The organism is Bradyrhizobium yuanmingense, assembly GCF_029167105.1.
Taxonomy (GTDB): domain Bacteria; phylum Pseudomonadota; class Alphaproteobacteria; order Rhizobiales; family Xanthobacteraceae; genus Bradyrhizobium; species Bradyrhizobium yuanmingense_A.
Window position 1 is genome coordinate 1 of record NZ_JARFML010000015.1, and the last position, 11,879, is coordinate 11,879.

Annotated in this window: 11 protein-coding genes and 1 pseudogene; 7 read left to right on the plus strand and 5 right to left on the minus strand. The window is 65.9% G+C overall.

What is annotated here, in order from left to right; genetic code table 11:
- The 3 genes and pseudogenes from P0R31_RS20335 to purM form a co-directional block, all read right to left on the minus strand.
- A pseudogene (locus tag P0R31_RS20335) lies at positions 1-110 on the minus strand (IS5/IS1182 family transposase); the annotation flags it as partial.
- Positions 111-419: 309 nt separating this feature from the next.
- Entirely contained in the window at positions 420-1,073 is a 654-nt protein-coding gene (purN, locus tag P0R31_RS20340) for a phosphoribosylglycinamide formyltransferase (RefSeq protein WP_275516083.1), read from the minus strand.
- Between the two features lie 14 nt (positions 1,074-1,087).
- Complete coding sequence (gene purM / locus P0R31_RS20345) at positions 1,088-2,161, minus strand: phosphoribosylformylglycinamidine cyclo-ligase (protein WP_275515850.1); 1,074 nt, start codon at positions 2,159-2,161, stop codon at positions 1,088-1,090.
- A gap of 155 nt (positions 2,162-2,316) precedes the next feature.
- On the opposite strand from purM, the gene P0R31_RS20350 reads away from it, so the two are divergent.
- The 4 genes from P0R31_RS20350 to ppx all read left to right on the plus strand — a co-directional run bounded on the left by P0R31_RS20350 (position 2,317) and on the right by ppx (position 7,484).
- A complete protein-coding gene (locus P0R31_RS20350; RefSeq protein ID WP_025035876.1) occupies positions 2,317-2,859 on the plus strand; it encodes a CDP-alcohol phosphatidyltransferase family protein in 543 nt (180 codons plus the stop codon).
- Between the two features lie 92 nt (positions 2,860-2,951).
- On the plus strand, positions 2,952-3,629 hold the full coding sequence (locus P0R31_RS20355; protein ID WP_275516084.1) for a DnaA ATPase domain-containing protein: 678 nt from the start codon (positions 2,952-2,954) through the stop codon (positions 3,627-3,629).
- Between the two features lie 147 nt (positions 3,630-3,776).
- Complete coding sequence (locus P0R31_RS20360; protein WP_275516085.1) at positions 3,777-5,966, plus strand: RNA degradosome polyphosphate kinase; 2,190 nt, start codon at positions 3,777-3,779, stop codon at positions 5,964-5,966.
- 15 nt (positions 5,967-5,981) lie between these two features.
- Positions 5,982-7,484: an exopolyphosphatase gene (gene ppx, locus P0R31_RS20365; RefSeq protein WP_275515851.1), complete on the plus strand. Its 1,503-nt coding sequence runs from the start codon at positions 5,982-5,984 to the stop codon at positions 7,482-7,484.
- A gap of 67 nt (positions 7,485-7,551) precedes the next feature.
- On the opposite strand, the gene P0R31_RS20370 is transcribed toward ppx, so the two are convergent.
- Positions 7,552-8,412, minus strand: a complete 861-nt coding sequence (locus P0R31_RS20370) for a TerC family protein (protein WP_275515852.1) — start codon at positions 8,410-8,412, stop codon at positions 7,552-7,554.
- A 41-nt stretch (positions 8,413-8,453) separates the two neighbouring features.
- Positions 8,454-8,876 (minus strand): nucleoside-diphosphate kinase, encoded by a 423-nt coding sequence (ndk, locus tag P0R31_RS20375; RefSeq protein WP_275515853.1) that lies wholly within the window; start codon positions 8,874-8,876, stop codon positions 8,454-8,456.
- A gap of 305 nt (positions 8,877-9,181) precedes the next feature.
- Between ndk and P0R31_RS20380 the strand changes: the two genes are divergently transcribed.
- The 3 genes from P0R31_RS20380 (at position 9,182) to P0R31_RS20390 (ending at position 11,758) form a co-directional block, all read left to right on the plus strand.
- Positions 9,182-9,463, plus strand: coding sequence for a sulfur globule protein precursor (locus P0R31_RS20380; protein ID WP_074447892.1), 282 nt, complete (start codon positions 9,182-9,184; stop codon positions 9,461-9,463).
- A gap of 215 nt (positions 9,464-9,678) precedes the next feature.
- Positions 9,679-9,852, plus strand: a complete 174-nt coding sequence (locus tag P0R31_RS20385) for a hypothetical protein (protein WP_165936166.1) — start codon at positions 9,679-9,681, stop codon at positions 9,850-9,852.
- Positions 9,853-9,898: 46 nt separating this feature from the next.
- Positions 9,899-11,758, plus strand: coding sequence for an ABC-F family ATP-binding cassette domain-containing protein (locus P0R31_RS20390; RefSeq protein ID WP_275515856.1), 1,860 nt, complete (start codon positions 9,899-9,901; stop codon positions 11,756-11,758).
- The last annotated feature ends 121 nt before the right edge of the window (positions 11,759-11,879 follow it).

The following is an 11,879-nucleotide window of genomic DNA, read 5'->3' on the forward strand; positions in this document are numbered from 1 at the left end:
CGCGGGGGCATCTTCCGGGCGATCAGCGCCCATTCGGCATCGGTCAGATCGCTTGCGTAACGCAGTCCACTGCGCTGATACTTGATACGAGCGGCTTTGGTCCACGGCATGGTGTCCTCCCTCGAATCTTTGCAAATCCGAAGGAATCACAAGCCCGCTAAAGCCGCTCACCTTTTTTTCGGTCAGGCTCTCAGGATGAGGGCGGAGTGCGCGGCAGCAGTTTCAACGGGCACTGACGCTGACTAGCCTCATCCTGAGGAGGCGCGTCAGCGCCGTCTCGAAGGACGAGGCGTGCGCGCCGACCTCCGCCACAAGTCATATGCGATTGCCCTGGGTTTGCTGGGGAGGAAACGACCGCGGGCTTCAGAATCTACGGATATGTCCGCAACGGCGACGCAGCAGATTACATCGATCAAGCGTCAGCCCACCACCGGCGCCACCAGAAAATTCTCCGACGCTGCGCTTCCCTCCGTCCTGCACACATCGCCATCGATCCGGACCTTGTCGGTCGCGAGCAGCCGCAGCGCTTCGGGATAGATGCGGTGCTCGACCTCGAGGATGCGCTCCGATAGCGTATCCGCCGTGTCGTGGTCGCTGACGGGCACCGCGCCCTGCATCACGATCGGGCCGGCATCGGTCTCGGGGATCACGAAGTGCACCGTCGCACCGGAGAGCTTGACGCCGGCGCGTAGCGCCTGGCCGTGCGGGTCGAGGCCGGGGAATGACGGCAGCAGCGAGGGATGGATGTTGAGCATCCGCCCGTACCAGGCTTTGGTAAATTCCGCCGTGAACAGGCGCATGAAGCCGCCGAGGCAGATCAGCTCGATACCGTGCTGATCGAGCGCCGCCTGCAGCACTTTCTCGAAGCCGGCGCGGTCCTTGCCGAACGGCTTGCTCTCGATCACCTCGGTGGTCACGCCGCTCGCCCTCGCGCGTTCGAGTCCGGGCGCATCGGCCTTGTTCGAAATGACGAGCGAGATCTCCGCCGGGAAATCCGCGGCAGCGGCGGCCCTGATCAGCGCAGCCATGTTGGAGCCGCGCCCGGAGATCAGGATGGCGACGCGGCGCTTCATCACGGCGCCAGTCATTATAGTGCCATGTCGAGGTGGCCGTTATAGACGACGCGATGCTCGCCCTCGGCGGGAATCACGGTGCCGAGCTGGGCCACGGTCTCGCCGGCGTCGGTGAAGACCTCGATCACCTGGTCGACCTTGTCGGGCTCGACGATCGCAATCATGCCGATGCCGCAATTGAAGGTGCGCAGCATTTCCAGCTCGGCGATGCCGGCTTGCGCAGCCAGCCATTTGAACACCGGCAGCACCGGCAGGCGTGCCAGGTCGATGCCGACACCGAGATGCTTCGGCAGCACGCGCGGGATGTTGTCGGTGAAGCCGCCGCCGGTGATGTGGGCGAGCCCCTTCACCGCGCCGGTCTCGCGGATCGCGCGCAGGCAGGATTTGACGTAGAGCCTGGTCGGCGTCAGCAGCGCGCCGCCGAGCGTCATCACCGGCGCGAACGGCGCCTGCGCCTCGAAGCCGAGGCCCGACTGCTCGACGATCTTGCGGACCAGCGAGAAGCCGTTGGAATGTACGCCGGACGAAGCGAGACCGATCACGGCATCGCCCGCGGCGATGTCCTTGCGCGGCAACAAGGTACCGCGCTCGGCGGCGCCGACGGCAAAGCCGCCGAGATCGTAATCGCCGTCCTTGTAGAGGCCGGGCATCTCGGCGGTCTCCCCGCCGATCAAAGCGCAGCCGGATTCGCGGCATCCCTCCGCAACGCCCGCGACGATGGCGGCCGTGGCCTCGGGGTCGAGCTTGCCGCAGGCGAAATAGTCCAGGAAAAACAGCGGCTCGGCGCCCTGCACCACGAGGTCGTTGACGCTCATGGCGACGAGGTCGATGCCGATGCCGCCATGCAGGCCGGTCTCGATCGCGATCTTGACCTTGGTGCCGACGCCGTCGGTCGCGGCCACCAGGATCGGGTCCTTGAAGCCGGCCGCCTTGAGGTCGAACAGGCCGCCGAAGCCGCCGATCTCGGCATCGGCGCCCGGCCGCGCGGTGGCGCGCACCATCGGCTTGATCAGGTCGACCAGGCGGTTGCCCGCGTCGATATCGACGCCTGAATCGGCGTAAGTGAGGCCGTTTTTGCGGTCGGTCATGCCCGATTTCCAGTGGGTTTGCGGCTGGTTACGTCGAATTCCGGGGACGCGCAATGGCTCGCATGGCGCTCCCCGCTATACTATGTAGACATATCAACCGGTTCAGCCTGTAACGGGCCGGATTTGAGGTCAGAACCGGTGCCGGGAAGCGCTGCGTGAGTATTCCGAATATCATTACCCTGGGCCGCATCATGCTGGTCCCGATCATCGTCTGGGCCATCGTGTCGAGCCAAATGGAGGTGGCGTTCGCCGTCTTCCTGATCGCCGGCATCAGCGATGCCGTGGACGGCTTTTTGGCCAAGCGCTTCAACATGACGAGCGAGCTCGGCGCCCTGCTCGATCCGCTCGCCGACAAGGCGCTGCTGGTCTCGATCTACATGGCGCTCGGCATCTGGGGCGCGATCCCGCGCTGGATTGTGATCCTGGTGGTCTCGCGCGACATCATGATTGTCGCCGCCGTGATCGTGTCCTGGTTGTTCGACCGGCCGGTCGAGATGAAGCCGTCGAAAGTCTCCAAGCTCAACACGGTGGCACAAGTAGCGTTCGCAGCTTTGGTGCTGGCGGCGCTTGCCTTCGGCTTCAAGCCCGCGCCTTATGATATCATCCTGATGGGTCTCGTCACGGTCTTCACGCTCTCCTCGGTGTCGCTCTATCTCGTCGAGTGGCTGCGGCACATGAGCACGATCGAGGCCAAATGAGCGGGGAAGCGGCCCAGCAAAAGGCCAAGTCCCGCACCATCAAGTCGAATCTCTACAAGCGGGCCGGCGCGCCGGCATGGAGCAAAGCAAGCGTGGCAGGCCGTGTTCATCCCCGACAATTGGCGTTTGCGCTTCCGCATGCGGAGAGCCTCAGCCGGGACAACTTCCTCGAAGGCCCCGCCAATGCGGCCGGCCTCGGCCTCATCGACGGCTGGCCGGAATGGCCGAACCGGATCATGTGGCTGGCGGGTCCGGAGGGAAGCGGCAAGAGCCATCTCGCCGCGATCTGGGCCGAGGAAGCTGGCGCCCGCTCGACCACCGCCAATGCGCTGACCGCGACGGACGTGCCCGGCGCGCTCGTCACCGGCGCGCTGGTCGTCGAGGATCTCAAGGCTGGGGACTTCGACGAGCGTGCCCTGTTTCACCTGATGAACCTCGCCCGCGAGGACGGCGCCTACGTCCTGTTCACCGGCCGCGAGGCGCCGGCCGTGCTTCCGATCGAGCTTCGCGACCTGCGCTCGCGCCTGCGGGCCGTTCCGGTGGTCACGCTGATGCCGCCCGACGACCAGCTGTTCCGCGGCCTCATCGTCAAGTTCTGCGCCGACCGTCAGCTCAATGTGGACGAGAGCGTGGTCGGCTACCTCGCGACGCGCCTGGAACGGTCCTCGGCCGCCGCCCGGCGGGCCGTCGAGCTGCTCGACAGCGAAGCCCTGCGGCTCGGCCGTCCCGTCACCCGGGCGCTGGCCGCCGAGCTGCTCCGGGACGCCTGACCGGCTCGCAGGCCCTCCCCGAAGTCCGCTTGACGCGGCGCGAGGGCGGAACATCAATGTCATCGAAACGTCATCGCTCTAACACATGCTCCCGCCGATTTTTGCGCTTGAGTCGCAATTGGGGTGAACTGGATGGACCGACTTCTGATGGACTCTGCGCAAGCTGTTGAAACGAAAGAGAAAGCCCCGGAAACCGAGAGCCTTCCGGCGATCGCGTCCAGCCCCGAGCGGTTCATCAACCGCGAGCTGTCCTGGCTGCATTTCAACCGCCGCGTCCTGGAGGAATCGGTCAACCCGAGCCACCCCGTGCTGGAGCGGGTGCGATTCCTGTCGATTTCAGCGAATAACCTCGACGAGTTCTTCATGGTCCGCGTCGCAGGCATCAAGGCCCAGGTCCGCGAGGGCATCGCCGAGCGCAGCCCCGACGGCCTGACGCCGTCGGAGCAGCTCGCGCTGATCAACCGCACCGTCTCCCAGCTCGCCTCCGATCAGCAGGCGATCTGGCGCGACCTGCGCGGCACGCTGGCCGAGGTCGGCATCGTGCTGGTGGACGGCAAGGACGTCACCAAGGCGGAACGAACCTGGATCGAGGACTACTTCCTCCACAACGTGTTCCCTCTCCTGACCCCGCTGGCGATCGATCCGGCCCACCCCTTCCCGTTCATTCCAAGCCTCGGCTTCACCATCGCGCTGCAGCTCACGCGCGCCGCCGACGGCAAGCAGATGAACGCGCTGATCCGCATGCCCGGCAAGATCGACCGCTTCATCCGCCTGCCGGCGGATGGCACGGTGCGCCTGATCTCGCTAGAGCAGGCCACCGCCCTGTTCATCAACCGCCTATTCCCCGGCTACAATCTGCACGGCCAAGGCGCCTTCCGGATCATCCGCGACTCCGAGCTCGAAATCGAGGAAGAGGCCGAAGATCTCGTCCGCCTGTTCGAGACCGCGCTGAAGCGCCGCCGCCGCGGATCGGTGATCCGGCTCGAGATCGACGCCAAGATGCCGGAGCAGCTGCGCAGCTTCGTGCAGCACGCGCTCTCGGCCGCCGACGACGAGATCTTCCTGGTCGACGGCGTGCAGGCGATGAACGAGCTCTCGCAGCTCACCCGCCTCGACCGGCCCGACCTCGAATTCACCCCTTACGTGCCGCGCCACCCCGAACGCGTGCGCGAGCATGGCGGCGACATCTTCGCCGCGATCCGGCAGAAGGACCTGATCGTCCACCATCCCTACGAGTCGTTCGACGTCGTCGTGCAATTCCTGCAGCAGGCCACGCGAGACCCCGACGTCGTTGCGATCAAGCAGACGCTCTACCGCACCTCCAACAATTCACCGATCGTGCGCGCGCTGGCCGAAGCGGCCGAAGCCGGCAAATCAGTCACCGCGCTGATCGAGCTGAAAGCGCGGTTCGACGAAGAAGCCAACATCCGCTGGGCACGCGATCTCGAACGCGCCGGCGTGCAGGTCGTCTACGGCTTCCTCGAATTGAAGACGCACGCGAAGCTCTCGATGGTGGTGCGCCGCGAGGGCGGCAGCCTGACGACTTACGTCCATACCGGCACCGGCAATTATCACCCGGTCACCGCGCGCATCTACACCGACCTCTCCTACTTCACCTCGGACCCGACGATCGGCCGCGATGCCGCGCGCGTGTTCAATTTCATCACCGGCTATGCCGCGCCGAGCGATCTGGAAAAGATGGCGGTATCGCCGCTGACCTTGCGCAAGCGTATCATCGAGCACATCCAGGGCGAGACCGCACATGCGCGGCATGGCCGTCCCGGCGCGGTCTGGATGAAGATGAATGCGCTGGTCGACCCTGATATCATCGATGCGCTCTACGAAGCCTCCCAGGCCGGTGTCCAGGTCGAGCTCGTGGTGCGCGGCATCTGCTGCCTCAGGCCCGGCATTCCCGGTCTGTCGGAGAACATCCGCGTCAAGTCGATCATCGGCCGCTTCCTGGAACATGGCCGAATCTACTGCTTCGGCATGGGCCAGGGACTGCCAAGCGCGAAAGCGGCTGTGTATATCTCGTCCGCCGACATGATGCCGCGCAACCTCGACCGCCGCGTCGAGGTGCTGTGTCCGCTGCAAAATCCGACGGTGCATCAGCAGGTTCTCGAACAGATCATGGTCGCGAACCTGAAGGACAATGAGCAGAGCTGGCAGTTGTTGCCGGACGGGTCTTCAACGCGTATGAAGACCGCGAAGGGCGAGGAGCCTTTCAACGTCCACAACTACTTCATGACGAATCCGAGTCTGTCTGGCCGTGGAAAGTCGCTCAAGGAATCCTCGCCGCGTCGTCTCACGCGCCGGAACGAACGTCATCAATCCTGATCGGGGATTTGCGACGTGAAGCGGCCGCGCAAGCGCGGCTCGAGCGTCGCGGTTATCGACATAGGCTCCAACTCGGTCCGCCTCGTCGTCTACGAGGCGCTGGCCCGCAGCCTGATCCCGATCTTCAACGAGAAGACGCTGTGCGGCCTCGGGCGCGAGGTGCAGAGCACGGGCCTGCTCGCGCCCGACGCCATCGACAAGGCGCTGACCTCGCTGAAACGGTTTCGCGCGCTGTGCCGGGTGATGAAGGTCGGACGCGTGTTCGCGATCGCGACCGCCGCATGCCGCGACGCCTCCAACGGCCCCGATTTCATCGCCAGGGCCGAGCGGATCTGCGCGGTGAAGATCGAGATCCTGTCGGGCCCGCGCGAAGCACGACTGTCTGCGCTCGGCGTGATCTCCGGCATCCATCATCCAGACGGCATCGTCGGCGACCTCGGCGGCGGCTCGCTCGAGCTGATCGACGTGCGCAGGAACGCCGTACGCAGCGGCGTGACGCTGCCGCTCGGCGGCCTCGCACTGCAGGACCTCGCCCACAAATCGCTCAAGCGCGCCGACCGCATCGTGCGCGAGGAGATCGACGGGGTCCAGTTACTCACTGCCGGCCGCGGTCGCACCTTCTATGCCGTCGGCGGCACCTGGCGCGCGCTCGCGCGCATCCACATCATCCAGAGCGGCTATCCGCTCCAGGTGATGCACGGCTATTCCATTCCGGCTGCCGAGGCGCTCGACTTCTCGCGCCGCCTGCGGCGCCTCGCCGCCGCCGACATGCTTGCCGACATCGAGATCGTCGCCGATGCGCGGCGCCCTCTCCTCACCTATGCGGCGCTGGTGCTCGAACACATCATCCGCGTCGCGAAGCCAAAGAACATCGTGTTCTCCACCTTCGGCGTGCGCGAGGGCCTGCTGCACGAGAAGCTGCCCGAGACCGAACGCAACAAGGACGGGCTGATCTGCGCGGCGGAGGAGCTGAACCAGCTGCTGTCGCGTTCGGCCAGGCACGCGCGCGAGCTGATTGCCTGGACCGACCGCCTGGTACGCGTCGTCAAGCTTCGCGAGACAGAAGAGGACCGCCGCCTCCGCCACACCGCGTGCCTGCTCTCCGACATCGGCTGGCGCGTGCATCCCGATCATCGCGGCGAGCAGACGCTCAGCCTCGTTGTCAACGGCAATTTCGGCGCGATCACCCACATCGAACGCGCCTTCGTCGGCCTGTCAGTGTTCTATCGCTATGCCGGCCTCAGCGAGGAAAACCAGCCGCCGGTCACCATGCAGGAGCTGCTGACGCCGGCCCAGCTCGAACGCGCCCGCCTCCTGGGCGCTGCGTTCCGCGTCGCGCATCTGATCTCGGCCGCACGTCCCGGCGTCCTGCCAGCCACGCATTTCCGCAGCCAGGGCCGCAAATTGATGCTGGTGTTCGAGCACCGGCTCGGCGACCTCGTCGCCGACCGCGTCGGCAGCCGCTTCCGTCAGCTCGCCCGCCTGGTGGGTCGGTCGGGAGCGATCGTGCGGCGCTGACATTGGCGGTGTGAGTGCTCACCTCGCCCTGCGGGGGAGAGCTGAACAGCACAATCCTCGGAAAACTCTATTCCGCCGAAGCCTTGGCGTGGCGCTCAGAGGATTCGAGCGCGGCCTGCATCAGGCTGCGCCGGCGCCAGATGGTGCCGACCACCAGCACGACGACGACGCCGAGCACGGCGCAGAAATACTCGCCGCCAGCCCCGCCATGGCGGAATTGCGGCGGGATTCGCAAGACCCCGAGCATGGCGTCGAGCGAGGCGCCGAACGGCCCCTCGAACAGCGCGTGCAGCCGCGGCGTGACCCCGGGATCGGTTGCCATCACCTCGCCCGCGATCCAGCCGAGCAGTGCCGCACCGGCCCAGACCAGCACCGGGAGCTTTGTGAGCAGTGCCATGATCAGCGCGGCGCCGGCGACGATCAGCGGCACGCTGATGGTAAGGCCGAGGATCAGCAGCGGCACGCTGCCATTGGCCGCGGCAGCGACCGCAATGACGTTATCGAGACTCATGACGATGTCGGCCACCACGACGATCTGGATGGCGTGCCACAGATGCGCGGCAGCGTCTACGTCGTTCTCGTCCTCGTTCTCCGGCACCAGGAGCTTTGCCGCGATCACGATCAGCGCAAGGCCGCCGAGCAGCTTGAGGTACGGCAGCTCCATCAGGGTGGCGACGACGCCAGTGAAGATGATCCGGAGCATCACCGCTGCGCCGGCGCCGAAGATCATGCCCCAGAGCCGATGCCGCGGCGACAGACCGCGGCACGCGAGTGCAATCACCAGCGCGTTGTCGCCGGAGAGCAGGATGTTGATCCAGATGATCTTGCCGACCGCGATCCAGAAAGTCGGTGCGGCCATCTCGTTGCGGAACTGGGTAAAGAACGTCCCGATCGTAGCGGGATCGAAGATCTGCCAGAGCCAGTCCACAATGAGTTCCTTCGCCCGTCGCCTCTAACCTGCGGACCGGATCAGCCGACGATCTCGTTACCCGAGAAGAACTGCGCGATCTCGATCGCGGCGGTCTCCGGCGCATCCGAACCGTGCACCGAGTTCTCGCCGATCGACTTGGCGTAGAGCTTGCGCACGGTGCCCTCGGCGGCCTTGGACGGATCGGTCGCGCCCATCACCTCGCGGTACTTGGCGATCGCGCCCTCGCCTTCCAGCACCTGAACCACGACCGGGCCGGAGGTCATGAACGTCACCAGCTCGCCGAAGAAGGGGCGCGCCTTGTGAACGGCATAGAAGGTCTCGGCCTGCTCCTTGGTCATGCGGATGCGCTTCTGCGCGACGATGCGCAGGCCCGCCTTCTCGATCACGGCGTTGACCGCGCCGGTCAGATTACGCTCGGTCGCGTCGGGCTTGATGATCGAGAAAGTGCGTTCGATGGCCATGATCTTGTCCTTGGGGAGAAAGCGGGGGGTTCGGGGTTGCGGGGCTTATATCGGCGCCTTTGCCGGACGGCAAGCGACCGCGGCACGGCCTCACAGGCGGTTTCCGCGCAGGGATGGCTCCCGATCCGCTGGATGACAACAATTTCACCCAGATGAACCCAATCTGCAACCGCCGTCAGGATCCGGTTCAGCTTCCCCGGCGTAAGGTCGGGCCCATCGAAACCGAAGCCTGATCCCAGGCGACCGTTTCGGCGGCCTTTCCATCGGCGCGATCGCCCCGCGCCGGCAGTCTTCAGGAGATAACCATGTTGAGGAAACTTTCGCTTGCCGCTGTCGCCGCGGTCGCGCTGGGAGCTGCGTTGGCACCGACCTCGGCCTCCGCCCACTGGCAAGGCGGCGGGCATGGCGGCGGCCGGCACCACGGGCACGCGCACCATCATCACGGCCATCACCACGGCCATGGCTGGGGCGGACCCCGCTTCTACGCTGGCGGTCCGGTGTCCTACGGTTATGGCGGCTGCTATGTGCGCCGGCTGGTCCCGACCCCCTGGGGACCCCGCTGGCGGCTGATCAACCGCTGCTACTGAGCCCGTCAGCACCTTCCGAAGGCTACCTAAGCCCCCCAAGGTAGCTTCCAAGAGAAGCCCCGGCGCCCCCCTCGCCGGGGGCTTTGCCTTGAGCGTACAAGGCGCCGCTCATACAATTTTTACGAGAATGCCCGGCTTTTCCCACAGCCAGCGAAACCATCTAGCCGGCAATGACTTGGTACGGTGTCCTTACTTCGAGAACACGGAACCTTGCAATGGCTGGGCTTTTGGCCAATGACAGCGAACAGATCGACCGGCGCACCAGCCGCTCGATTTGCGATGCCGTGGGCGAGCGGCTGCAGCAGAGCCTCCGGCCCGAGCCGCGCCTGCCGACCCATCTCGAGCAGCTCCTGAACGAGCTGCAGCGGCGCGAGCGCGAGACGCACTAACGGAAAAACGAGTTGCGTTCGCCGCGCCTTGCGGTGACAAGGCCGCATGCTCGCCATCACCGACCTCTCCATCCGCCTCGCCGGACGCCTTTTGATCGACCAGAGTTCCGTGCAGATCACGCCCGGATCGCGTGTCGGCCTGGTCGGACGCAACGGCACCGGCAAGTCGACGCTGTTCAAGGTGATCCGCGGCGAGCTTGGGGCCGAGCACGGCTCGGTGACCCTGCCGCCGCGCTGGCGCATCGGCAGCCTTGCGCAGGAAGCGCCGAACGGTCCCGAAAGCCTGATCTCGGTCGTGCTCAAGGCCGACCTCGAACGCGACGCGCTGCTGACCGAGGCCGAGCACGCGACCGATCCGCACCGCATCGCCGAGATCCAGACCCGCCTCGTCGACATCGACGCCCACTCGGCGCCGAGCCGCGCGGCCGCGATCCTCTCCGGCCTCGGCTTCTCCGCCGCCGATCAGCTTCGCCCCTGCGCCGAGTTCTCCGGCGGATGGCGCATGCGCGTTGCGCTCGCCGCAACGCTGTTCGCGGCGCCCGACCTTCTGCTGCTCGACGAGCCCACCAATTATCTCGACCTCGAAGGCACGCTGTGGCTGGAGGATCACCTTGCGCATTATCCGCGCACGGTGATCGTGATCAGCCACGACCGCGACCTCCTGGAAAGCTCGGTCGACCAGATCCTGCACCTGGAGCGCGGCAAGCTCACGCTCTACAAGGGCTCTTATTCCTCGTTCGAGGAGCAGCGCGCCGCGCGCGAGCTGCTCGATGCCAAGGCGGTCAAACGCCAGGAGGCCGAACGCGCCCGCCTGCAGGCCTTCGTCGACCGCTTCAAGGCCAAAGCCTCGAAAGCCCGGCAGGCACAGTCGCGCGTCAAGATGCTGGAGCGGCTGAAGCCGATCACGGCGCTGGTCACCGAGGACGTGCGCGAGATCAGCTTCCCGGCACCGGAGAAGATCTTGTCGCCGCCGATCATCGCCGTCGACAACGCCTCGGTCGGCTATGACCCGGCGAGCCCGGTGCTGGGCCGCGTCACCTTGCGCATCGACAACGACGACCGCATCGCGCTGCTGGGCGCCAACGGCAACGGCAAGTCGACGCTGGTAAAACTGCTCGCCGGGCGTCTTGCGCCGTTCTCCGGCAGGGTGACGCGCGCGGACAAGCTGTCGATCGCCTATTTCGCGCAGCACCAGCTCGATGAGCTCAACGAGGACGCCTCCGCCTACGACCACGTCCGCAAGCTGATGGGCGATGCGCCCGAAGCCAAGGTGCGGGCGCGCGCCGGCGCGATCGGCTTCTCCGGCAAGGCGGCCGACACCAAGGCCGGCAAATTGTCAGGCGGCGAGAAGGCGCGCCTTCTCCTAGGCCTTGCGACCTTCTTCGGCCCCAACATGATCATCCTGGACGAGCCGACCAACCATCTCGACATCGACAGCCGCGGCGCGCTTGCAGAAGCGATCAACGAGTTTCCCGGCGCGGTGATCATGGTCTCGCACGACCGCTACCTCATCGAGGCCTGCGCCGATCGGCTCTGGATCGTCGCCGACCGCACCGTGACCAATTACGAGGGCGATCTCGACGAATATCGCCGTCTGGTGCTGTCCACGCGCAACGCCGAGGCCCCGCGCGAGCGCAGTGCGCCGCCTGAGAAGCCGCAACGGCCGAAAGCGGACAATCGCGGAGGCTTGAAGAAGCGCATCGCCGAAGCCGAGGCCGAGATCGCCCGCGTCAGCGAGATCATTGCCAAGATCGACGCGGCGCTGGCCCTGCCCGACATTTTTACGCGCGATCCAAAACAGGCCGCGCAGCTGTCGAAGGCGCGCGCCAACGCGGCCGACGCATTGGCGCGCGCGGAGGAGCAATGGCTCGAAGCGAGCACGCAGTTTGACGAGGCGGCGGGCTAGCGCTCCTCCGCGAGCCGCTCCGACCAAACGTGCAAAACAACCCCATGCACAGTACCGGTGTTAGAACACCGGTATGCGACCTATTGATGAAGCTGCTTTTTGCCCGCTCGGCCGGCACACC